The organism is Salinarimonas sp. NSM (genome assembly GCF_052380005.1).
In the GTDB taxonomy this organism is placed as follows: Bacteria; Pseudomonadota; Alphaproteobacteria; order Rhizobiales; family Beijerinckiaceae; genus Salinarimonas.
The window spans coordinates 1-25,933 of the sequence record NZ_JBQTCJ010000002.1 but is presented as its reverse complement, the minus strand read 5'-3'; the positions used below and the strand labels follow the sequence as shown (position 1 = coordinate 25,933).

The 25,933-nt window shown below is 71.6% G+C and carries 26 protein-coding genes and 1 pseudogene; 16 read left to right on the top strand and 11 right to left on the bottom strand.

Translation table 11 applies throughout. The annotated features are described in order from the left end of the window. Nucleotides 1-108 precede the first annotated feature (108 nt). A complete protein-coding gene (gene proW, locus ACTZWW_RS01445) occupies nt 109-1,077 on the bottom strand; it encodes a glycine betaine/L-proline ABC transporter permease ProW (protein WP_444779151.1) in 969 nt (322 codons plus the stop codon). A gap of 4 nt (nt 1,078-1,081) precedes the next feature. Continuing rightward, the gene (proV, locus tag ACTZWW_RS01440) at nt 1,082-2,341 is read right to left on the bottom strand and encodes a glycine betaine/L-proline ABC transporter ATP-binding protein ProV (protein WP_444779150.1); all 1,260 of its coding nucleotides are present in this window, start codon (nt 2,339-2,341) and stop codon (nt 1,082-1,084) included. 479 nt (nt 2,342-2,820) lie between these two features. On the opposite strand from proV, the gene ACTZWW_RS01435 reads away from it, so the two are divergent. Continuing rightward, nucleotides 2,821-4,065 carry a flavin monoamine oxidase family protein gene (locus tag ACTZWW_RS01435; RefSeq protein WP_444779149.1) on the top strand — a complete coding sequence of 415 codons (1,245 nt, stop codon included), beginning with the start codon at nt 2,821-2,823 and terminating at the stop codon, nt 4,063-4,065. Nucleotides 4,066-4,148: 83 nt separating this feature from the next. Here ACTZWW_RS01435 and ACTZWW_RS01430 read toward each other — a convergent pair whose 3' ends face one another. The 5 genes from ACTZWW_RS01430 to sppA form a co-directional block, all read right to left on the bottom strand. After that, complete coding sequence (locus ACTZWW_RS01430; RefSeq protein WP_444779148.1) at nt 4,149-4,670, bottom strand: DUF6650 family protein; 522 nt, start codon at nt 4,668-4,670, stop codon at nt 4,149-4,151. Nucleotides 4,671-4,737: 67 nt separating this feature from the next. Beyond that, nucleotides 4,738-5,721 (bottom strand): bifunctional Delta(1)-pyrroline-2-carboxylate/Delta(1)-piperideine-2-carboxylate reductase, encoded by a 984-nt coding sequence (gene lhpI, locus ACTZWW_RS01425; protein WP_444779147.1) that lies wholly within the window; start codon nt 5,719-5,721, stop codon nt 4,738-4,740. Next, entirely contained in the window at nt 5,718-6,059 is a 342-nt protein-coding gene (locus tag ACTZWW_RS01420) for a lipopolysaccharide assembly protein LapA domain-containing protein (RefSeq protein WP_444779146.1), read from the bottom strand. The genes lhpI and ACTZWW_RS01420 overlap by 4 nt, the downstream gene beginning before the upstream one ends. 82 nt (nt 6,060-6,141) lie before the next feature. Then, entirely contained in the window at nt 6,142-6,501 is a 360-nt protein-coding gene (ihfB, locus tag ACTZWW_RS01415; protein WP_444779145.1) for an integration host factor subunit beta, read from the bottom strand. A gap of 26 nt (nt 6,502-6,527) precedes the next feature. After that, nucleotides 6,528-7,523, bottom strand: a complete 996-nt coding sequence (gene sppA, locus ACTZWW_RS01410; protein ID WP_444779144.1) for a signal peptide peptidase SppA — start codon at nt 7,521-7,523, stop codon at nt 6,528-6,530. 245 nt (nt 7,524-7,768) lie between these two features. Here sppA and ACTZWW_RS01405 point away from each other — a divergent pair, with 245 nt between their 5' ends. Further along, nucleotides 7,769-8,713 carry a LysR family transcriptional regulator gene (locus ACTZWW_RS01405; RefSeq protein WP_444779143.1) on the top strand — a complete coding sequence of 315 codons (945 nt, stop codon included), beginning with the start codon at nt 7,769-7,771 and terminating at the stop codon, nt 8,711-8,713. A 106-nt stretch (nt 8,714-8,819) separates the two neighbouring features. On the opposite strand, the gene rpsA is transcribed toward ACTZWW_RS01405, so the two are convergent. Next, nucleotides 8,820-10,520, bottom strand: coding sequence for a 30S ribosomal protein S1 (rpsA, locus tag ACTZWW_RS01400; RefSeq protein ID WP_444779142.1), 1,701 nt, complete (start codon nt 10,518-10,520; stop codon nt 8,820-8,822). A gap of 513 nt (nt 10,521-11,033) precedes the next feature. On the opposite strand from rpsA, the gene ACTZWW_RS01395 reads away from it, so the two are divergent. From ACTZWW_RS01395 to rpsU, 9 genes are all read left to right on the top strand, one after another. Continuing rightward, complete coding sequence (locus ACTZWW_RS01395; RefSeq protein WP_444779141.1) at nt 11,034-12,227, top strand: ABC transporter substrate-binding protein; 1,194 nt, start codon at nt 11,034-11,036, stop codon at nt 12,225-12,227. A gap of 59 nt (nt 12,228-12,286) precedes the next feature. After that, nucleotides 12,287-13,129, top strand: a complete 843-nt coding sequence (locus ACTZWW_RS01390; protein ID WP_444779140.1) for an ABC transporter ATP-binding protein — start codon at nt 12,287-12,289, stop codon at nt 13,127-13,129. Beyond that, on the top strand, nt 13,126-13,830 hold the full coding sequence (locus ACTZWW_RS01385; RefSeq protein WP_444779139.1) for an ABC transporter ATP-binding protein: 705 nt from the start codon (nt 13,126-13,128) through the stop codon (nt 13,828-13,830). The genes ACTZWW_RS01390 and ACTZWW_RS01385 overlap by 4 nt, the downstream gene beginning before the upstream one ends. Nucleotides 13,831-13,836: 6 nt before the next feature. After that, nucleotides 13,837-14,850, top strand: a complete 1,014-nt coding sequence (locus ACTZWW_RS01380) for a branched-chain amino acid ABC transporter permease (RefSeq protein ID WP_444779138.1) — start codon at nt 13,837-13,839, stop codon at nt 14,848-14,850. Then, nucleotides 14,847-16,172: a branched-chain amino acid ABC transporter permease gene (locus tag ACTZWW_RS01375; RefSeq protein ID WP_444779137.1), complete on the top strand. Its 1,326-nt coding sequence runs from the start codon at nt 14,847-14,849 to the stop codon at nt 16,170-16,172. The genes ACTZWW_RS01380 and ACTZWW_RS01375 overlap by 4 nt, the downstream gene beginning before the upstream one ends. A gap of 68 nt (nt 16,173-16,240) precedes the next feature. Next, complete coding sequence (gene grxC / locus ACTZWW_RS01370) at nt 16,241-16,498, top strand: glutaredoxin 3 (RefSeq protein ID WP_444779136.1); 258 nt, start codon at nt 16,241-16,243, stop codon at nt 16,496-16,498. A gap of 10 nt (nt 16,499-16,508) precedes the next feature. Next, nucleotides 16,509-17,348 carry a carbon-nitrogen hydrolase family protein gene (locus ACTZWW_RS01365; RefSeq protein ID WP_444779135.1) on the top strand — a complete coding sequence of 280 codons (840 nt, stop codon included), beginning with the start codon at nt 16,509-16,511 and terminating at the stop codon, nt 17,346-17,348. A gap of 52 nt (nt 17,349-17,400) precedes the next feature. Continuing rightward, nucleotides 17,401-17,901, top strand: coding sequence for a DUF1178 family protein (locus tag ACTZWW_RS01360; protein ID WP_444779134.1), 501 nt, complete (start codon nt 17,401-17,403; stop codon nt 17,899-17,901). Nucleotides 17,902-18,166: 265 nt separating this feature from the next. Next, complete coding sequence (rpsU, locus tag ACTZWW_RS01355; protein ID WP_444779133.1) at nt 18,167-18,409, top strand: 30S ribosomal protein S21; 243 nt, start codon at nt 18,167-18,169, stop codon at nt 18,407-18,409. A 69-nt stretch (nt 18,410-18,478) separates the two neighbouring features. Here rpsU and ubiG read toward each other — a convergent pair whose 3' ends face one another. Together ubiG and ACTZWW_RS01345 are read right to left on the bottom strand one after the other, a co-directional pair. Next, the gene (gene ubiG, locus ACTZWW_RS01350; protein WP_444779132.1) at nt 18,479-19,255 is read right to left on the bottom strand and encodes a bifunctional 2-polyprenyl-6-hydroxyphenol methylase/3-demethylubiquinol 3-O-methyltransferase UbiG; all 777 of its coding nucleotides are present in this window, start codon (nt 19,253-19,255) and stop codon (nt 18,479-18,481) included. A 94-nt stretch (nt 19,256-19,349) separates the two neighbouring features. After that, a complete protein-coding gene (locus ACTZWW_RS01345) occupies nt 19,350-19,622 on the bottom strand; it encodes a DUF1674 domain-containing protein (protein WP_444779131.1) in 273 nt (90 codons plus the stop codon). 123 nt (nt 19,623-19,745) lie between these two features. Here ACTZWW_RS01345 and htpX point away from each other — a divergent pair, with 123 nt between their 5' ends. The 3 genes from htpX (at nt 19,746) to ACTZWW_RS01330 (ending at nt 22,783) form a co-directional block, all read left to right on the top strand. After that, nucleotides 19,746-20,663: a zinc metalloprotease HtpX gene (htpX, locus tag ACTZWW_RS01340; RefSeq protein ID WP_444779130.1), complete on the top strand. Its 918-nt coding sequence runs from the start codon at nt 19,746-19,748 to the stop codon at nt 20,661-20,663. 15 nt (nt 20,664-20,678) lie between these two features. After that, nucleotides 20,679-22,067, top strand: a complete 1,389-nt coding sequence (locus tag ACTZWW_RS01335) for an RsmB/NOP family class I SAM-dependent RNA methyltransferase (RefSeq protein ID WP_444779129.1) — start codon at nt 20,679-20,681, stop codon at nt 22,065-22,067. 368 nt (nt 22,068-22,435) lie between these two features. Then, complete coding sequence (locus ACTZWW_RS01330) at nt 22,436-22,783, top strand: phage tail protein (protein WP_444779128.1); 348 nt, start codon at nt 22,436-22,438, stop codon at nt 22,781-22,783. A 75-nt stretch (nt 22,784-22,858) separates the two neighbouring features. Here ACTZWW_RS01330 and ACTZWW_RS01325 read toward each other — a convergent pair whose 3' ends face one another. After that, on the bottom strand, nt 22,859-24,244 hold the full coding sequence (locus tag ACTZWW_RS01325) for a class II 3-deoxy-7-phosphoheptulonate synthase (RefSeq protein ID WP_444779127.1): 1,386 nt from the start codon (nt 24,242-24,244) through the stop codon (nt 22,859-22,861). A gap of 216 nt (nt 24,245-24,460) precedes the next feature. On the opposite strand from ACTZWW_RS01325, the gene ACTZWW_RS01320 reads away from it, so the two are divergent. Beyond that, the gene (locus tag ACTZWW_RS01320; protein WP_444779126.1) at nt 24,461-25,093 is read left to right on the top strand and encodes a TetR/AcrR family transcriptional regulator; all 633 of its coding nucleotides are present in this window, start codon (nt 24,461-24,463) and stop codon (nt 25,091-25,093) included. Nucleotides 25,094-25,196: 103 nt separating this feature from the next. Continuing rightward, nucleotides 25,197-25,933, top strand: a pseudogene (locus ACTZWW_RS01315) (DUF418 domain-containing protein); the annotation flags it as partial.

Genomic DNA, 25,933 nt, shown 5'->3' with positions numbered 1-25,933 from the left:
CCTTGGTCGGCGGTCGCGCGGCCCCGGACGGGTCCGCGCGCGCCGCATCGACGCGCGACGGCCGCGCGAGAAGCGGGCCGTCGCTCGCGTGCGATCTTCTCTGGCGCCTCAGCCGCCGCGCTGCGTCGCCGCCGCGGCCGCGCTGGCGTTGCGCCCGGCGGTCAGGCCGCGCACCAGCCCGATCGGCCCGCGCTCGACGAAGCGGCGCCCGCCGCGCTCGCGCTCGGACGAGGCGAGCGCCTGGGTCATCCGGTCGAGCACGATGGCGAGCACCACGATGCCGATGCCGCCGATCACCGCCAGCCCCATGTCGAGGCGGCCGATGCCGCGCAGCACCATCTGGCCGAGCCCGCCCACCGAGATCATCGAGGCGATGACCACCATCGAGAGCGCCAGCATCAGCGACTGGTTGACGCCGGCCATGATCGTCTTCGTGGCGAGCGGCAGTTGCACCTTGAACAGGAGCTGCCGGCCGGAGGCGCCGAAGGCGTTGGCCGCCTCGATCACGTCCTTGGGCACCTGGCGGATGCCGAGGTTCGTCAGCCGGATCAGCGGGGCGACCGCGAAGATGATCGTCACGATCACGCCCGGCACGTTGCCGATGCCGAACAGCACCACGATCGGCACCAGGTAGACGAAGGCCGGCGTCGTCTGCATCGTGTCGAGCACCGGGCGCAGGCCCGTCTCGAACCGGTCGGAGCGGGCGGCCAGAATGCCGAGGGGCACGCCGATCACCGCGCAGAAGAACACCGCCGTCAGCACCAGCGCGAGCGTCACCATGGATTGCTCGTAGGCCCCGATCAGGCCCACGAAGAACAGCGACAGCGCGGTGCCGAGCGCGAGCCGCCCGCCGACGATCTGCCAGGCGACGAGCGCGAGCAGCACGATCATCAGCCCCGGCGGCAGGAACAGCAGCAGGTCGGTGATGCCCTCCAGCACCCAGTCGATCGGCTGGCGGATCGCCTGGAACACCGGCCGCGCGCCGGCGATCCAGTCGAAGGCGACCTCGACCCAGTCGTCGAAGGGGATCTCGAGCGTCTCGAACGGATAGAGCGGGTTGAAGGAGAAGGTCTGCATCGTCTCACTCTCCTGCCGCGGCGACCGGAACGACCGCCTCGGGCTCCGCCGCGTCGACCCCGGGGGTCTCGGGCTCGTTGGGGAGGCTGTCGAGCGCCTGCAGGAGGGCCGTGCGCGAGACGGCGCCGCGGTAGCGGCCCTCCGCGTCGACCACCGGCACCGGGTAGGGGGAGCTCGCCACGAGGCCCATCAGCTCGCCCAGCGGCGCCTCCGGCGGGACGGTCGCGATCTCCGGCACCAGCGCCGCGTCGAGCGGAGCGTTGTCGCGCCGAGCCTGCTCCAGCGACGACACCGAGACGACGCCCGTGAAGCGCCGGCCGCGGCCGATGACGAAGCCCCACTCGCGGTCGAAGTCGCCGAGCAGCCGCAGCGCCGCCCGCGGCCCCTGCTCGGGCTTGTCGATGATCGTCACCTGCGTCTTCGTCGCGATGTCCGCGGCGGTCAGGACCTTGGAGATGTCCACCCCTCGGAAGAAGGAGCGCACGTACTCGTTCGCCGGGTTCTTGAGGATCTCGTCGGGCGTGCCGACCTGGACGACGATGCCGCCCTGCATGATGGCGATGCGGTCGCCGATGCGCATGGCCTCGTCGAGATCGTGGCTGATGAAGATGATAGTGCGCTTCTTCTCCTCCTGCAGGCGGATGAGCTCGTCCTGCATCTCGGAGCGGATCAGCGGGTCGAGCGCGGAGAAGGCCTCGTCCATCAGGAGGATCGGCGGGTCGGCGGCGAGCGCGCGGGCGAGGCCGACGCGCTGCTGCATGCCGCCGGAGAGCTCGTCGGGATAGCTCTCGGCATTGGCGGCGAGCCCGACCTGCGCGAGTGCGGCCAGCGCCCGCTCGCGGCGATCCTCGCGGCTCATGCCGGCCAGCTCGAGCCCGAAGGCGACGTTGTCTACGACCTTGATGTGCGGCAGGAGCGCGAAGGACTGGAACACCATCGAGATGGTCGAGCGCCGCAGCTCGCGCAGGCCCGCCTCGTCGAGCTTCGTGATGTCGCGCCCGTCGATCGTGATCGAGCCCGCGGTGGGCTCGATCAGCCGGTTGAACATCCGCACCATCGTGGACTTGCCGGATCCCGACAGGCCCATGATCACGAAGATCTCACCCTCGCGAACGGTAAAGGAAGCATCACACACGCCGACCGTGTTGCCGGTACGCGCGAAGATCTCGTCCTTGCCCAACCCCCGACGAACCAGCGAGAGCGCGTCCCCCGGGTCGGGACCGAAGATCTTGTAAAGGTTCTCGACGACGATCTTGTCGTTCATGCCTCTCCCAATACGCGCCGCGGCGGTGCGCCGATAAGAGCATCGACGAAGGTGGCAGTAGCAGAGTTCCGAGGCACAATACGACTAGCGCATGCAAAATGCGACTCCGAACCAACGGAGTGCTATCGAGGAACCCGCGATACGATGAGAACTTAACGGAGCCGAGCCCGAAAGGCAACCGTTGAGCTTTCACTATACGAAGCGACGCGCGCAGGGGGATGTATGGAAACGACACGGGGGCGTCCCGGGCGGGTGAGCGGCACCACCGTGGACCAACCTCTCGCGGAGGCCTGCGCGCAACCGCCGCGCCCGGGGCGGCTTGCGGAGCGGCCCGCAGCAGCGCATCTCCCGCCCGATCCCGCCGCCGGCGGACCCCGGACGACATCCGCATGCCCTCTCGAAAACCCGTCGCGCCCGCGGCGCCGGAGCCCGCTCCGGTGCGGCGCGCGCGCGTGTCGCCCCCGCCCCGATCAACGGACGTGGCGATCCTCGGTGCCGGCGCCGCCGGCATCGCCGCAGCGCGGCGGCTCCTCGCACGCGGCCTCTCCGTCGTCCTGATCGAGGCGCGCGGCCGTGTCGGGGGGCGTGCGCTCACCGCGCGAATCGCCGGGCAGGCGGTCGATCTCGGCGCGCACTGGCTGCACGCGGCGGACGACAACGGCCTCGTCGGCGAGGCGCGGCGCCTCGGCCTGCCGCTCTTCGACGCCCCGCAGGAGCCGCGCCTGATCCTCGGCGCGTGCGAGGCGGACGCGATCGAGACCCGCCGGTTCCACGAGGCCTGGGCGGACCTCGACGCGGCGATCTCCGAGATCGGCGCGGGCGGAGACCTCCTGCCGGCCTCGGCCGCGTTCGAGCGGCTCGCGCCGCAGGCGCGACCCTACCGCGACACGCTGGCCTTCGCCCACGGCCCCTTCGCCTGCGGCGTGTCGCTGGACACCATCGGCGCGGCCGATTTCGCGGCGGCGCGGGACGATCTCGACCTCTTCGTCGCCGGCGGCTACGGCGCCCTGGTGGCGCGCCTCGCCGACGGGCTGCCCGTCGCGCTCTCGACCCGCGCGACGCGCATCGATCGATCGGGCCCGGAGGTGCGCGTGGAGACCGATCGCGGGACGCTGACCGCCCGCGGGCTGATCGTCACCGTGCCGGTGCCGGTCCTCGCGCGTGGCGACATCGTCTTCGATCCGCCGCTCCCGGCGGCGACCCGCGATGCGCTGGGCGCGCTGCGCCCCGCGTCCTACGAGCATGTCGTCCTCTCGTGGCCGGGCGGGCCGCTGCATGAGGCGGCGAACACCACCGTCGCCTTCGACGGCGACGCGGACGAGAACCTCGGGCTCCTGGCGAACTTCGACGGCGGCGTGCTCCATTACGCCGATCTCGGCGGGGCGCTGGTGGGGCGTCTCGGCTCGCCGGAGGCCCGCGCGGGCTTCGCGCGCGAGAGCCTCTCCGCCCGGTTCGGCCGAGACGCCGTGGCGGGGCTGCGGGTCCTGCACGCGAGCGGCTGGGGCGAGGACGCGTTCTCGGCCTGCGCCTGGACGATCGCGCCCCCCGGCGCGCACGGCGCCCGCGCGGCGTTGCGCGAGCCGATCGGCGGGCGCATCGTGCTCGCGGGAGAGGCGACCTCCTCGACGCTCTGGGGGACGATCGGTGGCGCCTGGGCGGAGGGGGAGCGTGCGGCACGCGACGTCGCGGGGCTGCTGGCGGGCGTGTCGGCAGCCTCCACCTGAGCGAACGTTGCAGTGCGCCAATCGATGCGAAAGAGCCGTGACCGTCGTGGGCCAAGGATCGATTTTTTCCGCCCTGCGTTCAGTTACGCTTCGATCGACGGCATGACACTTGCCAAGTCACCTTCGACATCGATATCGAAGTATGCTGAAAGCAATGCCACTTGATTTCCGACAGTCGCACGAAGTGCACCCAGTGCCGTGAAGAAACCCGGCCCAAATTGCTCAACATCTCCCATCCGCTGCTCCCACCGATGCGATACGTATCTGAAATCTTCACTGCAATCGTCGTGAAAACGTCGCCCGGCGGTTCTAATCGCTCTTACCGGGCGCTCTGCGAACACTCCCGCACCTAGACGCTTAAGAGTATGCGTACACTCCATTCTGATCTCTTTTATCGACTCCACGACCTGCCAAGGAACTTCCAACTGCATTGGGTTGTATAGAACACGCCGGTCCTCAAGGAAGATGAGGAATTGGCGGATAATTACCTGGTCGGATGGTCCGGGGTCAGCCCATTGCAAGCCACCCAGAGGCGTTGTTATTCCCGTTACGCGGCGCGCTGCTTCCGCCGTGTATCGCCTAGCTCGCTCAACACCGCTTCCCATCACCACCCTCCTCAGTCCGCGTGAAGAATATGGCACCTAAGCGTTGAGAGCAGCAAGTCCGAATAACTTAACGAGTCCCCCTCCCGGCCATCACCGCCATCGCCGCGGCGAGATCCTCGATCGCCGCCCCCACCGACTTGAACAGCGTGATCGCCTCCGCGCCCTCCCGTCCAGGTACCTCCCCGCGGCACAGGCCGAAGAGGTCCCCGCGCACGTGGTCGCGGGCGATGACGCCGTCGCGCAGGGCAATAGCGACGTCGCCACCCTCCGTGAGCGCGGCGGGCGTGTCGACGAAGACCGCGGCGCGACGCAGCGCCTCGTCGTCGGCCTCGCGCATCGACGAGTTGAAGGCGCCGACGAGGTCGAGATGGGCGCCCGGCGCAAGCCAGGCGCCGCGCACCAGCGGCTCGCGGGAGAGCGTGGCGCAGGAGACGATGTCGGCCGCGCGCACCGCGCTCTCGAGATCCGCGCTCGCCGTCGTCGGCAGGCCCTGCGTGGCGAGATCGGCGGCGAGCGCCTGCGCCTTGGCGGGATCACGGTTCCAGATCGTCACGGCCTCGATCGGGCGCTGGCTCGTGTGCGCGCGGATCAGGAAGGGCGCGAGCGCGCCGGCGCCGACCATCGTCAGGCGCGCGGCGTCGGGCCGGGCGAGACGGCGGGCGGCGAGCGCGGAGGCGCAGGCGGTGCGCCACAGGGTCAGCCGGGCGCCGTCGAGCACGGCGCGCGGCACGCCCGTGGCGCCGTCGGCGAGGTAGTAGACGCCCTGCACCGAGGCGAGGCCGCGTGCGCCGTTGCCGGGGAAGACCGCGACGATCTTGACGCCGAGCGCACCGCCGTCCGCGCTCGCTGCGGTCTCTCCGATGCCGCTCCAGGCGGGCATCAGCAGCAGAGTCGCGTCCCCGTCGGGCCGCGCGACGCCGTGATGGTGGCGCACCGGCGCGACGAGGTCGCCGCGAAACGCCGCGTCCAGCGCGTCGACGAGCCCGGGAAAGGTCAGCGCGGCGTCGATCTCGGCCGCGGAGACGACGGCGAGCGGCGCATCCGCGCTCATCGCCCGCGCGGGCCGGCGAGCGCCGGCAGGCCGGTCTGCGCCTCCTGCGCCTTGGCGCGCTCCACCTCGCGCTCGAGCCGGGTCGCCTCGCGCTTGTACGTGCGCTCGGCCTTGCGGTGCTTGCCCTGCACGAGCCAGGCGGCGCAGCCGCCGACGACGACGCCCACCGTGAACGTGACGAACAGCACGATCCAGAGCGGCCCGGTCACCGACCAGACCGGATTGTCCGGCGTGAACGGGTCGAGCGAGATCCGCGTCGGCACCCGGTTGGCCATGGCCAGCAGCGCCACCACGAGGGCGAAGGGAACGAGGATCAGGAGCGAGACGATGCGCCTCATGGGAGGTCCTCCAGGATACGGGCTCCGGCCGGGCGCGCGGCCCCGCGCGTCGCGACGGCGGATCGGTGCGTGCGGCGCCAGACTAGCGCGCGGCGGCGATCGGCGCCACGCCGCCCGCCTCGCGGGCGTCCTCGTCGGCATCGTCGTCGTGATCGCCGAGGCCGTCGCGGTTGAGCCGGTTGCGCATCTCCTTGCCGGTCTTGAAGACGGGGATCGCCTTCTCCGCCACGGCAACGGTCTCGCCGGTGCGCGGGTTGCGCCCGATGCGCGCGTCCCGCCGCTTCACCGAGAAGGCCCCGAAGCCGCGCAGCTCGACCCGGTCACCGCGGGCGAGAGCGTCCGCGATCGTCTCCAGGATCGCGCCGACGATGTTCTCGACGTCGCGCTGATAGAGGTGCGGATTCTGCTCCGCGATGCGCATGACCAGCTCGGATTTGATCATTTTTCGCCTAGCATGTTGAAAATGTTTTAGTTTTCGACACGAGGCTGCCAGAGCGCGAGAAGCCCGTCAAGCCGAAAGCCGCGGGCTCCCGCCGATGCGCGCCCGAGCGTGGCCGAGAGGGTCTCGAAGCCGGCGAGATCGGCGAGGACCGACGCGGCGAGGAAGACGTCGAACGGATCGTCCTCCCGCTGCGGCTCCCAGTCGCGCACCGGCAGGTCCGCGTCCACCCCGGCCTCGGCGAGCCAGTCGCGCGCCGTCTCCTCGTCGCCCAGCGCGTCGACGAGGCCCAGCGCCAGCGCCTGGCGGCCGTTCCACACGCGCCCGTCCGAGACCCCCGCCACCTCCGCCTCGGTGAGGGGCCGGCGCTCGCCGACGATCTCGACGAACCACCGATACGTGTCGGAGATGACGAGCTCGATCGCCTCCACCGCGTCCGGGTCGATCGGCGAGACCGCCGAGGGCGCCGCCTTGAGCGGCGTCGACTTGATCTCGAGCACCTCGATGCCGAGCCGGTCGAGGAGCCCCGAGACGTTCGGTACCTGGATGAGGACCCCGATGGAGCCGACGATGGCGGTCTGGCGCGAGACGATGTGATCGGCCCCGAGCGCGGCGATGTAGCCGCCCGACGCGGCGAGCCCGTCCACGAAGGCCACCGTCGGCTTCGCCTCGGCCACCTCGCGCAGCGCCGCGAACAGCTCCTCGGCGCCGGTCGTCGTGCCGCCGGGGCTGTTGATGCGCAGGATCACGCCCCGGGCGCTGTCGGTGCGCGCGAGCTCGCGCAGCATCTCCGCCGCGTCGCGGTCGGTGGTGATGAGGCCTTCGACCGAGACCCGCGCGACATGGTCACGCCCGGCGGGAATCGCCCCGGCGTCGAGGCCCGCGACGCGCCAGCCGATCGTCACGACGGCGGCGATGGCCGCGACCACGCCGGCGACCCGCCAGAACGTCAGCTTGCGCCGCAGGCGACGGCGGTCGGCGATGTACTCGGCGTCCCGCGGGGCGGGGGAGGTGGTCATGGGCATGCGTGGGCGGCCTCCCGATCCGAAAGCGGACGCTCCGGGCGCCGGCGCGATCCGCCGCCGGCCATCGGCAAGCTAGTGGTGCGGGGTTGCCGCGGCAAGGGCGGCGGCGGGCGCGACACGTCGCGCCCGCCGCATTCGTGCGTCGTCGAGCCGACACTACCTTTGGGGTATGTACCGAGTTGACCGGCAATCAGGGCGACGGGTAGCTTGCGCACGGGCAGGGCTCCAGCGAAGCGGACCGACGCATGGCCGACGAAACCCCACGTATCAACTGGGACGATCTGCGTCTCTTCCTCGTCGTCGCGCGCATGCCGAGCCTGCGCACCTCCGCGGACGCGCTCGGCGTCAGCGCGGCGACGCTCAGCCGCCACGTGGCGGCGCTCGAGAACCAGCTCGGAACGGCGCTGTTCCTGCGCCGCAGCCGCGGGCTCGAGCTCAGCCGCGACGGCGAGGCGCTGCTCACGCGCTGCGAGGAGATCGAGCGCATCGTCGGGCGCGCGGCCGGGCCGGACCCCGCCGCGGCGCGCTACCAGGAGGTCCACCTCACCTGCATCCCGACGCTGGCGCGGCTCATCGTGCCGGCGCTGCCGCGTTTCGCGGAAGGATGGCCGGACCTGCGCGTCGTGCTCAACGCCGCGCCGGAGGTGAGCGACTTCGAGACGAGCGAGGTCGACATCGCGGTGCGGCTCTCGCGACCCAAGAAGGGCCGCTTCACCGTGCGGCGCGTGGCGTCGCTGCCGCTCTCGGTCTGGGCGCTCGCCGACGCGCCGGCGAACCAGCCGCTGGTGATCTGGGCGCCGGCCGCGGGCCGGGCGAGCCGGATCGATTCGGTGCTGCGCGAGCAGCATCCCGGGCGGAGGATCGCCTTCGTCACGAACGAGCTCGCGAGCTTCGTCGAGGCGGTGCGCGGCGGGCTCGGCCAGGGTGTGCTCCCGGACGTCGTCGCCCGCGAGCACCCCGAGCTCGTTCGCGTGGACGGCTTCGGCCCGCTGCCGGACCAGGAGGTCTGGATCGTGGTGCGCGAGGAGGCGCGCCGGCGCACCAGCGTGCGCCAGCTCGCGAGCTTCCTGGGCGAGGTCCTGCCCGGTGCGCTCAGGGCCGGCGGGCGCAGGCTCCCGGAGCGCGGCAACGGCCTCGTCCGCCACGCTGCGACGGCCGCCCCGAGCCTCGCGCCGGACCGGGCAGTCTAGCGCCACCGCGCGTCACGAACGACGAAAGCCCCGCGCGAGGGTGGCTCGCGCGGGGCTTCGTGCATCGTCGCGGCGTGCCGCCGCGCCGGAGCGCGGCGGCCCATGATCACTTCTTCTCGCGGGCCTTGAGGGCCGCGCCGAGGATGTCGCCGAGCGAGGCACCCGAGTCGGTCGAGCCGAACTGGGCGATCGCCTCCTTCTCCTCGGCCATCTCGAGCGCCTTGATCGAGAGCTGCACCCGGCGCGCCTTGCGGTCGAACTGGGTGACGCGCGCGTCGAGCTTCTCGCCCGGCGCGAAGCGCTCGGGACGCTGGTCGGCGCGATCGCGGGCGAGCTCGGCGCGGCGGATGAAGGTGCCGAGATCGGTATCGACGATCTTCACCTCGATGCCGGCGTCCTTCACCTCGGTCACCTCGCAGGTGACGACCTGGCCCTTGCGGATCTCGCCGGCGTCCGCGAAGGGATCGCCCGCGAGCTGCTTGATGCCGAGCGAGATGCGCTCCTTGTCGACGTCGACGTCGAGGACCTGGGCGCGGACCATGTCGCCCTTCTTGAACTCCTCGATCACCTGCTCGCCGGGACGATTCCAGTCGAGGTCGGAGAGGTGGACCATGCCGTCCACGTCGCCCTCGAGGCCGATGAACAGGCCGAACTCGGTCTTGTTCTTGACCTCGCCCTCGACCTCGGTGCCCGGGGGATGGGCCTCGGCGAAGGCGTCCCAGGGGTTCTGGAGCGTCTGCTTGAGGCCGAGCGAGATGCGGCGCTTGACGGGATCGACCTCGAGGATCTGGACCTCGACCTCCTGGGAGGTGGAGACGATCTTGCCGGGGTGGACGTTCTTCTTCGTCCAGGACATCTCGGAGACGTGGATCAGCCCCTCGATGCCCGGCTCGAGCTCGACGAACGCGCCGTAGTCCGTGATGTTGGTCACGCGGCCCTTGAAGCGGGCGTTCACGGGATAGCGGGCGGCGATGCCCTCCCACGGATCGGCGAGCAGCTGCTTGATGCCGAGCGAGATGCGGTGCGTCTCGTGATTGATCTTGATGATCTTGACCTTCACGGACTGGCCGATCTGCACCACCTCGGAGGGATGGTTGACGCGGCGCCACGCCATGTCGGTGACGTGCAGGAGGCCGTCGATGCCGCCGAGGTCGACGAACGCACCGTACTCGGTGATGTTCTTGACGACGCCCTCGATGACCTGGCCCTCTTCGAGGTTGGCGACGAGCTCGGAACGCTGCTCGGCGCGGCTCTCCTCGAGCACGGTGCGGCGCGACACCACGATGTTGCCGCGGCGGCGGTCCATCTTCAGGATCTGGAACGGCTGCGGCACGCCCATGAGCGGGGTGACGTCGCGCACCGGGCGGATGTCGACCTGCGAGCGGGGCAGGAACGCCACGGCGCCGTCGAGGTCGACCGTGTAGCCGCCCTTGACCTGGTTGAAGATCATGCCGGAGACGCGCTCGTTGGCCTCGAAGGCCTTCTCGAGCTTCACCCAGCTCTCCTCGCGGCGAGCCTTCTCGCGCGAGATCACGGCCTCGCCGAGCGCGTTCTCGACGCGGTCGACGTAGACCTCGACCTCGGAGCCGACCGAGATCGGCTCGTCGCGGCCGGGGCCCATGAATTCCTTGAGGGCGACGCGCCCCTCGGTCTTGGCGCCGATGTCGATGACGGCGACGTCCTTCTCGATGGCGACGACCTTGCCCTTGACGACGGAGCCCTCGGCCACCTCGTTCTGCTGGAAGGACTCCTCGAGCAGGGCCGCGAAATCCTCACGGCTGGGCGCGTTCTGCATGGAAGCGGACATTCAATCTCCTAGTGCCCTCGTCGGGCGTGCACCGGCGGGCTCGTGCCACGTTGCGCCACCTACCGCCGCACCCGGGGGCGCGCGCTCTCGCGAAACCCGTCGGGCTGCCGCTCCCGATTCATCGGAGGAGCGGGCCGGCGCGACGACGGCGGGCGGTGACGATCTCTCGTCCGTGCGGGCGTTCCGGACGGGTCTCGCGCCGGGACGCGCGCCCCTGCGGGCGGGCGGACGCCGGACGGGTCCTCGCGGAGGTCCTCACGGATCGCGGCGTCTTAACGGAAAACACCTGGACAGGCAAGGCGCCGGCGTGCTTTTGGGCGCGGCGGGCAGCGGCCGGGCGCAGCGCCGGCCGTCCCGTCGGTGCGCGGTGCGAAAAACCGGGAGAATCCGGGCGTTGCGCCGTAGCGCCGGACGAAGCCTTGCATTAGGACTGTTGCCGACCTCGCCCGCTCGCGGTGCGCCTCGGGAACGGCCGATGCCCGGCGGGCGAGAGAAACGTAAGGGAGAGCCAACATGAAGAAGCTCATTGCGGCGACCGCCGTCGCCGCGCTGATGACCGCACCGGCCCTGGCGCAGGACGACGCCATCCCCGTCGGCATCATCCTCGGCTTCACCGGGCCGCTCGAGTCGATCATGCCGAACATGGGCAATGCGGCCGAGCTCGCCTTCACCGAGGCGTCGGAGTCCGGCCAGCTGCTCGGCGGGCGCACGATCGAGGCGATCCGCGCCGATTCCACCTGCATCGACGCGGCCGCGGCCACGGCGGCGGCGGAGCGCCTGATCACGTCGGACGACGTCGTCGCGCTGATGGGTCCCGACTGCTCGGGCGTCACCACCGCGGTCGTCAACAACGTGTCCGTCCCCAACGGCGTGCCCACGATCTCGCCGTCGGCGACCTCGCCGGCGCTGTCGACGATCGAGGACCAGGGCCTGTTCTTCCGCACGGCTCCGTCCGACGCCCGCCAGGGCCAGGTGATCGCCGAGCTGCTCGACGAGCGCGGCGTGTCGGAGATCGCGGTCACCTACACCAACAACGACTACGGCAAGGGCCTCGCCGACAGCTTCACCTCCGCCTTCGAGGCGCTGGGCGGGTCGGTGCTGATCTCCGCCGCGCACGAGGACGGCCGGGCCGACTACTCGGCCGAGGTCGGCGCGCTCTCCGCGTCGGGCGCCGACACGCTCGCCGTGTTCGGCTACGCCGACGGCGGCGGCCGCGGCATCGTCCAGGCCTCGCTCGACACCGGCGCGTTCGACCAGTTCGTCTTCGGCGACGGCATGTTCGGCGAGAGCATCATCGAGGCGATCGGCTCCGAGCTCGACGGCCGCGTCGTCGGCGCCGTGGCCGGCACCGACAACGACGGCGCCCAGACCTTCGCGCAGATGACCGAGGGCACGTCCGTCGACTCCACCGGCACCTACGCCGGCGAGAGCTACGACGCGGCGGCGCTGCTCGTGCTCGCCATGCAGGCGGCGGGCGACGCCACGCGCGCCGGCATCGCCGAGCAGGTGATGAACGTCGCCAACGCGCCCGGCGAGCAGATCGGCCCCGGCGAGATCGGCCGTGCGCTCGAGATCCTCGCGGGCGGCGGGGACGTCGATTATGTCGGCGCCACCGGCGTCGAGCTGATCGGCCCCGGCGAGGCCGCCGGCTCCTACCGCATCTTCGAGATCGACAACGGCGAGATCGTCACGCTCGGCTTCCGCTGATCGCGACCGCGCGCCGGCCCGGGCAGGCCCGGGCCGGCGTCGCTCGGAGCAACGCATTCATGATTCGCGTCGACGACCTGCATCTCAGCTTCGGCGGCATCAAGGCCGTGAACGGAGCGAGCCTGGAGATCGCCAAGGGCTCGATCACGGGGCTGATCGGCCCCAACGGCGCCGGCAAGACGACGTTGTTCAACGTCATCGCCGGGCACTACAAGCCGACCGCGGGCCGCGTCTTCCTCGACGGGCAGGACGTCACGGGCCTTCCCCCGCACGAGCTCTTCCGCCGCGGGCTGCTGCGCACCTTCCAGATCGCCCACGAGTTCTCGACGCTCACCGTGCGCGAGAACCTGATGATGGTGCCGGACCGGCAGTCCGGCGAGACGCTCTGGAACACCTTCTTCCGCCGCGAGCAGATCGCCGCCGAGGAGCGGGCCTTGTGGGAGAAGGCGGACGAGGTCCTCCACTTCCTCCACCTCAACCACGTCGCCGACGAGCGGGCGGGCAACCTTTCGGGCGGGCAGAAGAAGCTGCTCGAGCTCGGCCGCACCATGATGGTCGACGCCAAGATCGTCTTCCTCGACGAGGTCGGCGCGGGCGTGAACCGCACGCTGCTCAAGACGATCGGCCACGCCATCGAGCGGCTCAACCGCGAGCGCGGCTACACGTTCTGCATGATCGAGCACGACATGGACTTCATCGGGCGCCTGTGCGACCCCGTCATCGTGATGGCCGAGGGCCAGGTGCTGACGAGCGGCCACCCCGACGTGGTACGCGCCGACGAGCGCGTCATCGAGGCCTATCTCGGCCGCGGGCTGAAGAACCGGCGCCGGGAGCCGGTCGGGCCCGACGCGCCCGCCGCCCGGCCTGGAGCGCCCGTCGTCGACCCGGGAGCGCCCGCATGAGCTTCCTCTCCGGGGCGAACATGACCGGCGGCTACGGCGGCGCGGACATCCTGCACGATTGCACGATCGGGGTGGAGAAGGGCGAGATCGCGGTGATCGTCGGCCCCAACGGCGCCGGCAAGTCCACCGCCATGAAGGCGATCTTCGGCATGCTCGGCCTGCGCCAGGGCACGGTGACCCTCGACGGCCGCGACATCGGCGGGCTCTCGCCCCAGGAGCGGGTCGTCGCCGGCATGGGCTTCGTGCCGCAGACGAACAACGTCTTCCGCGCGCTCAGTGTCGAGGAGAACCTCGAGATGGGCGCCTACATCCGCACCGACGACTATCGCGACACGCTGGAGCAGGTCTTCACCCTGTTCCCGATCCTCGCAGAGAAGCGCCGCCAGCCGGCGGGCGAGCTCTCCGGCGGCCAGCGCCAGCAGGTCGCGGTCGGCCGCGCGCTGATGACGAAGCCCAAGGTGCTGATGCTCGACGAGCCCACCGCCGGCGTCTCGCCGATCGTCATGGACGAGCTGTTCGACAAGATCCTCGACGTCGCCGCCACCGGCATCGCCATCCTCATGGTCGAGCAGAACGCCCGCCAGGCGCTCGAGATCGCCGACAAGGGCTACGTCCTCGTCCAGGGCCGCAACCGCTATACCGACACCGGCGCCGCGCTGCTCGCGGACCCGGAGGTCCGGCGCACCTTCCTCGGAGGCTGACGACCCGTGGAGAACTTTCTCAACGCCTTCGTGGTGCTGGCGAACTTCGTCCTGATCCCCGGGCTCGCCTACGGCGCGCAGCTCGCGCTCGGCGCGCTCGGCGTCACCCTGATCTACGCGGTGCTGCGCTTCTCGAACTTCGCCCACGGCGACCTGATGGCCTTCGGCACGATGGCCACGATCCTCGGCACCTGGTGGCTGCAGTCGATGGGCGTCGGCTTCGGGCCGCTGCCGACCGCCCTGCTCGTCCTGCCGCTCGGCATCCTCGCCGCGGTGCTGTTGGCGCTGGGCACGGACCGGGTCGTCTATCGCTTCTACCGCCAGCGGCGGGCTGCGCCGGTCGTGTTCGTCATCGTCTCCGTCGGCGTGATGTTCATCTACAACGCGCTCGTGCGCTTCTTCATCGGCGTCGAGGACATCCGCTTCGAGGACGGCGAGCGCTTCATCATACGGCCCAACGAGTTCGAGGCGCTCACGGGGCTTTCCGAGGGCCTGGCGCTGCGCACGAGCCAGCTGATCACGGTCGTGGTGACGCTCATCGCCGTGGTCGCGCTGTTCTGGTTCCTGCAGCGCACCCGCACCGGCAAGGCCATGCGCGCCTTCTCGGACAACGAGGATCTGGCGCTGCTCTCGGGCATCGATCCCAAGCGCGTGGTGCTGATCACCTGGGTGCTCGCCGCGACGCTCGCGACGCTCGCGGGCGTGCTCTACGGCCTCGACAAGAGCTTTCGGCCGTTCAACTACTTCCAGCTGCTCCTGCCGATCTTCGCGGCGGCCATCGTCGGCGGCATCGGGAAGCCCTTCGGGGCGGTGGTGGGCGGCTTCGTCGTCGCCTTCTCGGAGGTCGGGCTCACCTACGCCTACCGGCGGGTGCTGGGCCACGTCCTGCCGGACGAGTGGATGCCCGGCGGGCTCGCGCAGCTGCTGTCGACGGACTACAAGTTCGCCGTCTCGTTCATCATCCTCGTCCTCGTCCTCCTGATCCGACCCACCGGCATCCTGCGGGGGCGCGTGATATGAGCCTGTCCGTCAAGACCGTCGTCTGCTTCGCCGTGATGGCCGCCGCGCTGCTCGCGGTGGGTGCCTTCCAGAGCTGGACGCTGGCGCTCGCGATCCTCAACCTGTCGCTGATCTCGGCGATCATGGCGCTGGGCGTGAACATGCAATGGGGCTACGCCGGCCTCTTCAACGTCGGCGTGATGGGCTTCGCGGCGCTGGGCGGCATCGCCGCGGTGCTGGTCTCGATGCCCCCCGTGCCGGGTGCCTGGGCCGCGGGCTCGTGGAACCTGCTCTTCGCGGCGCTGTCCCTGCTCGGCACCATCGCCGCCGCGATCGCCGTGCGGCGGGTGCTTCCCAAGGGCGGGCGCATGGCGGCGACGATCCTCGTCGTCGCGGTGGGCTACTTCGTCGTCCGCTTCTTCGGCGACCAGGCGACGAGCGCGATCGAGGGCTACGACGCCGCCGCGACCGGCTATCTCGGCGGGCTCGGCCTGCCGATCCTGCTCGCCTGGATCGTCGGCGCGCTGTTCGCGGCGGGCGCCGCGTGGCTGATCGGCAAGGTCGCGCTCGGCCTTCGCTCGGACTACCTCGCGATCGCCACGCTGGGCATCTCCGAGATCGTCATCGCGCTTCTCAAGAACGAGGCCTGGCTCACCCGCGGCGTGAAGAACGTCAGCGGCCTGCCGCGTCCGGCGCCCTACGAGATCGACCTCCAGCAGCAGGCCTGGTTCGTCGATCTGGCCGCGGATTTCGGCATGCGGGTGACGACGCTCTCCTCGATCGCCGTGTCGCTGGTCTACACCGCGCTGTTCGCGGTCGTGCTGATCGCCCTCGTCGTGCTCGCCGAGCGGGCGCTCGCCTCGCCCTGGGGGCGGATGATGCGCGCCATCCGCGACAACCGCGACGCCGCCTCCGCCATGGGCAAGGACGTCACCCGCCGCCACCTGCAGATCTTCGTCATCGGCTCGGCGGTGGTGGGGCTGGCCGGCGCCATGCTGGTGACGCTCGACGGCCAGTTCACGCCGGGCACCTACAATCCGCTGCGCTTCACCTTCCTGATCTGGGTGATGGTGATCCTCGGCGGCTCGGGCAACAACATGGGCTCGGTCCTCGGCGCCTTCGTGATCTGGTTCGTCTGGGTCCAGGCGGAGCCCGCCGGCCTGTGGCTGATGAACACGCTCACCGCCGGCATGGAGCAGGGCGACGCGCTGCGCCGGCACCTGCTCGATTCCGCGCCGCACCTGCGGCTGTTCCTGATGGGCGTGATCCTGCTCACCGTGCTGCGCTTCTCGCCGCGCGGCATCCTACCGGAGAAGACCGGGGTCGCGCGGCCCCGGGCTTGAGCGGGCGACGCTGGCGTGGCGGCCGCGGCCGCCTATATGGTGGGGCCGAGAGCACGAACGAGGCCGCGATGAAGCCGATCGAGATCTACCTGCGCTCCTGGTGCCCCTACTGCACCGCCGCGAGGGCGCTCCTCGACGAGAAGGGCGCCGCCTACACCGTCATCGACATCGAACGCGAGCCCGAGCGCCGGCGCGAGATGATCGATCGCGCCGGCGGCCGCACGACGGTGCCGCAGGTCTTCGTCGGCGAGACGCATGTCGGCGGCTTCGACGACCTCTCCGCGCTCGACCGCGCCGGGCGGCTCGACCCGCTTCTCGTCGCGTGAGGAGGCCCGCATGAGCCGTCTCGTCGTCGCCTGCGTCCAGATGCGCTCCGGACGCGATCCCGTTGCGAACCGCGAGGCCGCGATCGCCGGCGTCGTCGCGGCGGCGGACGCCGGTGCGGCCTACGTCCAGACGCCGGAGATGACCGGGCTGCTCGAGCGCGACAAGGCCGCGCTGTTCGACAAGATCCGCACGCAGGACGAGGACGAGACCATCGCGGCGCTGCGCGCCGTCGCCCGCGCCCGGGCGGTCACCGTCCACATCGGCTCGCTCGCGATCCGCGTCGGCGAGAAGGTGGCGAACCGCGCCGTGCTCATCGGGCCCGACGGCGAGATCGTCGCCACCTACGACAAGATCCACCTCTTCGACGTCGATCTCCCCAACGGCGAGACCTGGCGCGAGAGCGCGACCTACGTCGGCGGCGAGCGCGCGGTGCTGGCGCACACGCCGGTGGGCGCCATCGGGCTGTCGGTCTGCTACGACATCCGCTTCCCCTACCTCTACCGGGCCTATGCCGAGGCCGGCGCCGAGATCCTCACCGCGCCCGCCGCCTTCACCCGGCAGACGGGGGAGGCGCACTGGCACACGCTCGCCCGGGCGCGCGCCATCGAGAACGGCGCCTTCTTCGTCGCCGCCGCGCAGGGCGGGCGGCACGAGGACGGGCGCGAGACCTTCGGTCACTCGATCGTCGTCGACCCGTGGGGGCGCGTCCTCGCCGAAGGCGACACCGAGCCGGGCCTCGTCCTGGCCGAGATCGACCGCGAGGCGGTGACGGAGGCGCGCCGACGCGTGCCGAGCCTGCGCCACGGGCGTGCGGCGCCGCTCGTCGAGACCGGTGGGGCGCCGGCATGAGGCACGCACGCCGCTTCAGGATTTGTTCGCCGACGTCGCGCATGCTCCGGACATGATCCGCTACGCGCTGGCCTGCTCGTCCGGCCATCCCTTCGAGAGCTGGTTCCCCTCCTCGGCGTCCTTCGAGGAGCAGGCGGCGCGCGGGCTCGTCGCGTGCCCGGTCTGCGGGGCGACGCGCGTCGAGAAGCAGATCATGGCCCCCTCCGTCGCCCGTACCGACCGCGGACCGCGGGAGACCGCGATTCCGGCGGAGCCGGACGCGCTCCCCGCCCCGCCGCCGGCGCCCGTGCCGACGGCGCCACCGCCGCCGGTCGCCCTCCTCTCGGAGGCGCAGCGCGAGATGCGCGAGGCGCTCCGGCGCCTGCGTGCCCACATCGAGGCGACGACCGAGAACGTCGGGCGCGCCTTCCCAGACGAGGCGCGCCGCATCCACGCCGGCGACGCCCCCGACCGGCCGATCCTGGGCCAGGCGGACCCCGACGAGGTCGCCGAGCTGATCGAGGAGGGCATACCCATCGCTCCGCTGCCGATCCTGCCGGACGAGCGGAACTGAGGGCGGGCCTGCTGCGCGGCTTGCATTTCTCGCCCGAAGGGCCATAATCCAGGTTTCCCGCACGGCCTCTCGTCGCGCGGGCCGAATGCCGGCTCGCCTCGCGTCGCCGGCTGGAGCCGTGACCGGCTCCGATCCGGGTCCGTCGGACCCCGCCCGCGCCTCGACTCGTTCGCTCATCCGAGTCCGGCCGCCCGGCAGACGCCGGGAGCGCGATCGTCATCGATTCCGTCGGCGCCCGGCGCCGCGCAAACCGAGGAGAGAGTTTTTGCAGGTACTCGTTCGCGACAACAACGTCGACCAGGCACTGCGCGTGCTCAAGAAGAAGATGCAGCGCGAAGGCGTCTTCCGCGAGATGAAGAAGCGCCGCTCGTTCGAGAAGCCCTCCGAGAAGCGTGCCCGCGAGAAGGCGGAGGCCGTTCGCCGCGCCCGCAAGCTCGCCCGCAAGCAGGCCCAGCGCGAGGGGCTCCTGCCCGTGCGCAAGAAGGCGGCCGTCGGCGGCCGCCGCTGAGGCGATCGGGCCGAGCCCCGCAATCGAGCGTCCGCCCCGCCGGCCCGGCCGGCGGCGCGACGGCGCGCTTCACCCGGCCCGCCGCTCCGCGTACGCCATGTAGTTCACCGCCGTGTCGCGGGAGAGGCGCCAGGCGTCCGCGAGCGGATTGTACGTCACGCCGGTGACCTCGCGCACGGCGAGACCGCCCGCGTGCATCGACGCCTCGAGCTCGGCGGGCGTGACGAACTTGTCCCATTCGTGGGTGCCCTTGGGCAGCCAGCCGAGGACGTATTCCGCCCCGACGATGGCGAGTCCCCACGCCTTGAGCGTGCGGTTGAGCGTCGCCATGAACAGGAGCCCGCCCGGGGCGACCGCCTGCGCGCACGTGCGCACGAAGGCGTCGGGATCGGGCACGTGCTCCACGACCTCCATCGAGATCACCACGTCGAAGCGCTCGCCCCGGGCGACGACCGCCTCCACCGTCTCCTGCGCGTAGGAGACGCCGACGCCGGCGCGCTCGGCGTGGAGGCGCGCGACCTCGACGTTGGTCGGCGCCGGGTCGAGCCCCCGTGCCCGGGCGCCGAGCCGGGCCAGCGGCTCGGTCAGCAGCCCGCCGCCGCAGCCGACGTCGAGCAGCGTCAGGCCCTCGAGCGGCGCGGCGTCCTTCGGGTCGCGCCCGAAATGGGCGGCGACGTGGTCGCGGATGTAGGCGAGGCGCACAGGGTTGAACTTGTGGAGGGTGCGCATGGGCCCCTTCGGATCCCACCAGGTGCGCGCGATCTTCTCGAAGCGGGCCACCTCCTGCGGGTCGACGGCGGCGTCGTGCTCGGCGTCTCGGGCGGCGTCGTGCGCGGCGGAATTCATGGCGGGATCTCCTCGAACGGGACCGCGCCTCGTCTCGCCCGCACGTCCCCCGCGGTCAAGGGCGTGCAGGATGGGCCTGCAGGATTTGCTTCGCTCACGAGAAGTCGCAGGCGATGCCCCTGATCTCCCAGTCCGCGTAGCGCACGGGCTCGAGCCCGCCGCGCCCCGCCGTCTCGGGCTCGGCGGCGATCTCGGCCGCACGGGCGTCTATCGCCGCGCGGCGCGCGGCAGCCTCCTCCAGCGCGCGGCGCGCGGCGGGTGAGAGTGCCTTGCCCGGCGCGGCGCCCGGCAGCGCCGCTGCGGCGTCACCCGCCGAGCCGCCGTTCGTCGCCGCGGCGCGCGCCGCCTCGTCCTTCGCGTCCTGCATCGCTCTCCCTCTCGCGTGCCCGGGCCGGCGCCCGTCGAGCGGGGCCTTGCCGGAACCGACGCCTCGATCCCACATTTCGGGTCTGGCCTAGATATAGGCGTGCGTGCCCGGAGGTACACCGCGATGAACGTCGTCAAGACGGCCCTGCTCCTCGCCGCGCTGACCGCGCTTTTCGGCGTCGTCGGCTATTGGATCGGCGGCTCGGGGGGCATGCTGATCGCGCTCGGCCTCGCGGCGGCGACGAACCTCTACGCATGGTGGAACTCGGACCGTCTCGCCTTGAAGGCCCACCGCGCCCGCGAGGTCGACGCGCGTACCGCGCCCGAGCTCGTCGGGCTCGTGGAGGAGCTCGCCCGCCGCGCCGGTCTGCCGATGCCGCGGGTCTACCTGATCGACAATCCCCAGCCGAACGCCTTCGCCACCGGCCGCAATCCCGCGAACGCGGCCGTCGCGGCGACGACGGGCCTCCTGCGAGCCCTCTCGCGCGAGGAGGTCGCCGCCGTGATGGCGCACGAGCTCGCCCACGTGAGGAACCGCGACACGCTGATCATGACGGTGAGCGCCACCTTCGCCGGCGCGCTCGCCACGCTCGCGCAGTTCGGCTTCCTGTTCGGCGGGCGCGAGCGCCAGAATCCGCTCGCGCTCATCGCGATGATCATCCTCGCCCCCCTCGGCGCGATGATCGTGCAGATGGCGATCTCGCGGGCGAGGGAATACGACGCCGACCGAATCGGTGCGGAGATCTGCGGCAACCCGCTCTGGCTCGCCTCGGCGCTGGAGAAGATCGCCGGCGGCGTCGCGCGTACCGTCAACCCGGACGCGGAGAACCACCCGGCGACCGCGCCGCTCTTCATCGTCAACCCGCTGAAGGGCGGGGCCATCGACGGCCTGTTCTCGACCCATCCGGCGACGGCGAATCGCGTCGCCGCTCTCGTCGCCATGGCGCGCGAGGCGGGGATCGGCCCGGATGCGCCCACGGCTGCGGCGCCGACGTCGGCGGGGCCGTGGGGCGGTGCGCGCTCGCGCGGGCCGTGGGGATGAGCTAGAGGGGACGGCATGGAGCGATCGCTTCCGCGCCACGCGCGGGGGCGACGCACGAACCGATCGGGAGACGGACCCATCTTGGCGGATACCCAGCCGGGCCTCGGCGCACGCCGGCTCGCTTTCTCATCGATCGAGGAGACGCTGCGGGCGCGCCGCGCCCTCGACGACGTGCTCGCCGCCCGCGCCCCCGCGGCGGCCCTCGATGCGCGCGACCTCGGGCTCGCCCGCGCCATCGCGGTGACCGCGCTGCGGCGCCTCGGCACGATCCGCGTCGCGCTCGCCGAGCGGCTGTCGGCGCCGGTGAGCGATCCGCGGCTCGAGGCGCTCCTCGTCGTCGGCGCCGCGCAGGTCCTGTTCCTCGACGTCCCGGACCACGCCGCGGTGGGCACCGCGGTCGATCTGGCGCGCGAGGAGAAGCGGCTCGCCAAGGCGGGCGGGCTCATCAACGCCGTGCTGCGCCGCGTGGTGCGCGAGCGCGACACGATCCTCGCCGAGGCCGAGGCGGACGCGATGCGCGACGTGCCCGGCTGGCTCGCGGCACGCTGGCGCGCCGCATGGGGCGAGGAGACCGCGGCGGCGATCGCCCGGGCGCACCGGAGCGAGGCGCCGCTCGACCTGACGCCCAAGGCCGACCCCGCGATCTGGGCGGAGCGGCTCGACGCCCGCCTCCTGCCCACCGGGACGCTGCGCGTCCGCGCCCGCGCGCCGGTGCCGGAGCTCCCGGGCTACGACGAAGGCGCCTGGTGGGTGCAGGACGCCGCCGCCGCCCTTCCCGCGCGTCTGCTCCGGGCCCGCGCCGGCGAGCGCGTCGTCGACCTGTGCGCGGCGCCCGGCGGCAAGACCGCCCAGCTCGCGGCGACCGGCGCCCGGGTGCTCGCGGTGGACCGGTCGGCCAAGCGGCTCGCGCGGCTCACCGAGAACCTCGCGCGCCTCGAGCTCGACGCCGAGACCAGGGCGGTGGATGCGCTCGCGCTCGAGCCGGACGCCCCGTTCGACGCCGTCCTCCTCGATGCGCCCTGCTCCTCGACCGGGACGCTGCGCCGCCATCCGGACGTCGCCTGGACCAAGGGCAACGCGGACGTCGCGAAGCTCGCTTCGTTGCAGGCGCAGCTCCTCGATGCGGCGGCGACGCTCACCCGCCCGGGCGGCCGCCTCGTCTACTGCACGTGCTCGCTCGAGCCCGAGGAGGGCGAGGCCCAGGCGAGCGCCTTCCTCGCGCGCAACCCGGACTTCGCGCGCGATCCCGTGCGGGCCGAGGAGATCGGCGGCGCGGCGGCGCTCGTCGATGCGGCGGGAAACCTGCGTGTATTTCCACACCTTGGGGTTGCTCCCGATGCGCCGGGGCTCGACGGATTCTTCGCCGCGCGCTTCATGCGCACGGCCCCCGCCGACGCATCGTGAGGCGAAAGGTCGCGGCGCCTGCTGCGCCGCCCCAGGCTGATCGGCGAGTGTGCGCACTGTGGTGACCCGGACCTGCGGCGGGCTTGCGCGTACATCGTGGAAGCGATCCTGCGCCGGTTCGTTGCCGAAGTGACCGACCAGGAGCCCCTGCCCGATGGTCTGCTCCGATGAGCGCGGACGTAGGCTGTCGCGGTACTCTCCGCCTGGGAACTTCAACAAATCGATCGCGGGTAGAGTTGTTGCTTTATTCTACACGAAAGTAAAAGTTATGTCCCGAATTCGAGGGTTGACGGAAAGTCGCTGCTGCGCAAGCTACCTTCGCGGATGGCACGGCGGACGACGGTGTCTCGGGGCAGGAGAACGGATCGATGGACAGCCCGTATCTCGGGACGATCATGATGTGGGCGGCGGATCACGCGCCACGCGGCTGGGCGTTCTGCCACGGCCAAGACCTCGACGGGCGCCAGCACCGGGCGCTGTTCGTGATGCTCCGCGAGACCTTCGGCGGAAACGGCGACACGCGCTTTCGGCTGCCCGACTTCGTCGGCCGCACCCCCGTCGGAGCAGGGCTGCTCGGCAGCGGCGAGGAGATCGCGCTCGGCGCGTCGAGCCCCGTGCTGCGCGGCGGGCAGACGCCCGGATGCGGGCTCCTGCGTGGTGCGCTGGCCGTGAACTACGTCATCTGCATCGACGGCCGTTTCCCGGAGCCGGCCTGAGCGCGCCCGCCCGAGCGCGTCTCGGGCGGGCGCGCCGTCGCGGCGCACCCTCCCGATCAGGTCACGTCGCAGACGTCACTCTGCGGCCTCGACCTGCGGCCGCTCGCGCCCGAGCCGCTCGCGCTTGATCAGCTCCGCAGTCAGGAAAGCGATCTCGAGCGCCTGCTCGGCGTTGAGCCGCGGGTCGCAATAGGTGTGATAGCGGTCCGAGAGGTCCGCATCGCCGAGCCCGCGCGCGCCGCCGGTGCATTCGGTGACGTTCTTGCCCGTCATCTCGAGGTGGATGCCGCCGGCATGCGTCCCCTCGGCCTGGTGCACGGCGAAGAAGTTGCGCACCTCCTGCATGATCCGGTCGAAGGGCCGTGTCTTGTAGCCGGAGCCCGCCTTGATCGTGTTGCCGTGCATCGGGTCGCAGGACCAGACCGGCGTGCGACCGGCCTTCTTCACCGCGCGGACCAGCGCCGGCAGGTGGTCGAACACCTTGTCGGCGCCGAAGCGGCAGATCAGCGTCAGACGCCCGGGCTCGTTCTTCGGGTCGATGGCGTCCATGAGCCGGAGCAGGTCGTCCGCCGCCAGCGAGGGGCCGCACTTGAGGCCGATCGGGTTCTTCACGCCACGCGCGTATTCCACGTGGGCGTGATCGGCCTGCCGCGTGCGGTCGCCGATCCAGATCATGTGGCCGGACGTGGCGTAGTAGTCGCCGGAGGTGGAGTCGACGCGGGTGAGAGCCTCCTCGTAGCCGAGCAGCAGCGCTTCGTGGCTCGTGTAGAACTCGGTGTTCTTCACCTCCGGATGCCGGTCCGCCTCGATGCCGATCGCCTTCATGAAGGCGATCGCCTCGGTGATGCGCTCGGCGACGTCGGCGTAGCGCGAGCTCTGCGGGCTGTCCTTGATGAAGCCGAGCATCCAGCGATGCGCGTTCTCGAGGTTGGCGAAGCCGCCGGTGGCGAAGGCGCGCAGCAGGTTGAGCGTCGCCGCCGACTGGCGGTAGGCATCGAGCTGGCGCCGGGCGTCCGGCCTGCGGCTCTCCGGCGTGAAGGCGATGTCGTTGACGATGTCGCCGCGGTAGCTCGGCAGCGTCACACCGTCGACCGTCTCCTCGTCCGACGAGCGCGGCTTGGCGAACTGGCCGGCGACGCGGCCGATCTTCACCACCGGGCAGGATCCGGCGAAGGTGAGGACGACCGCCATCTGCAGGAAGACGCGGAAGAAATCGCGGATGTTGTCGGCGGAATGCTCGGCGAAGCTCTCGGCGCAGTCCCCGCCCTGGAGCAGGAAGGCCTCCCCGCGCGCGACCGACGCGAGGCTCGCCTTGAGCTTGCGCGCCTCACCTGCAAAAACGAGGGGCGGAAACCCCGCGAGCTGACCCTCGACCTCGCGCAGCAGGTCCTGGTCCTCGTAGGCCGGCACCTGCCGAATGGGCTTGCCCCTCCAGCTGTCGGGCGTCCAGCGCTCGCTCATCGTCCTCGCTCCTCGAATTCCGCGCGTCCCCGCGCGTGCCGTGTCGTCCCTCGTGACGGGATGCGCCCGGCCGGCCGGACGCCGCGGCGTTATAGCCGCTTTGGGGAGCCGATGCGAGCCTTCGTCGCGCTGTTGCGGAATACTACCGAGGGGCGAGCTCTTCATGCATGGAACACCACCTCTTTACACGAGCGATCGCTCATGTATAAAACGTGCATGATCACGCCGTCACCCTCCCGCCGCCGCGGCCGCCCGGTCGACGAGCGGGCGCGCGCCGAGCGCCGCGCCCACATCCTCGCGGCGGCTCGGCGGCGCTTCCTGTCCAGCGGCTTCCACGGGGCGAGCACCGCCGACATCAGCCGCGAGGCGGGGGTGAGCGTCGCAAACCTCTACCAGTACTTCGCCTCGAAGGAGGAGCTCGTGCTGGCGATGGTGGAGGAGGACCTGCAATCCGACCTCGCCTTCTTCGCCGATCTCTTTCGCGGCGCCGATTTCCTCGCCTGCGTCGAGGCCGCGCTCGCGGCGCTCGCGCACGCGGGCCGCGAGCGCCGCGAGCTCGGCCTGCGGGCGGAGATCTTCGCCGAGGCCCTGCGCAACCCGCGCGTCCACGAGGCGCTGGCGACCTCGCAGGAGCGGCTCGTGGCTGCGCTCTCCGAGCGGGTCTCGGCCGCGCAGGCGCGCGGCGAGATCGCGCTCGCCGACGGCATGACCGCACGTGACGTCGGCATCCTCCTGTTCGCGCTCGCCGACGGGATCTATTCCGCCGGCGGCCTCGACCTGCTCGACGGCGCGCGCGCGGCGCGGCGCACGCGACTCCTCCTCGGCCGTGCGCTCGCGCCGGGACGGTGAGCCGCTCGACACGACCTCACACGAGCCAGAATTTTGTGAGCGAGGCCTCGCTTACACACAAATCGACACGCGCCCTCTTTCCGCAGCCGACTTGGAGCCTTCGATGACGCCGCCCGCCGCCACACCCGAGACCCTCGCCGCTCATCGCGATCGCAGCATCGATGCCCTGCGTGGCTTCGCGCTGATGGGCGTCATCGTGGTCAACGCGCCGATCTTCGCCATGCCGATCGACGCGGGCCCCGCGCTCGCAACGCCGGCCGACCGGATCGCGGCCTGGGCGACGCTCGCCTTCGGCGCGGGCAAGTTCTTCCTGATCTTCTCCTTCCTGTACGGCTTCGGCCTCTCGGTCGCGCTGGACCGCGCGGCGCGCCCGGGCGGATCGGGCGCGCCGCTGCGCCGGCGGCTCGTGGCGCTCCTCGCCATCGGCGTGGCGCATGCGACGCTCCTGTTCTACGGCGACATCCTGATGCTCTACGCGCTGCTCGGCGTCGCGCTCGTCGCCCTGCGGGACGCATCCCCCCGGCGGCTGGCGGCGATGGCGGCGGGGAGCCTCGCGCTGGCGGTCTGCGCCCAGGCGGGGATCATCGCGCTCGCGCTCGGCGAGACCGCGCCCCTCGGGCCGATCGATCGGATCGCCGGCGTCGGCTATCTCGGCGGGCTGGGCGAGACGGTGGCGGTGCGGCTGGCGGACCTGCCGAGCGCCCTCGTCTTCCTGCTCGCCTTCAACGGCCCGGCCGCCTTCGCCATGGTGCTCGCCGGCCGGCTCGCCGCGCGCTCCGGCGCGTTCCCGCCGAGCCCGGCGCGGCTCGCCGCCTGGCGACGCCGCGCGCCGCTCGCGCT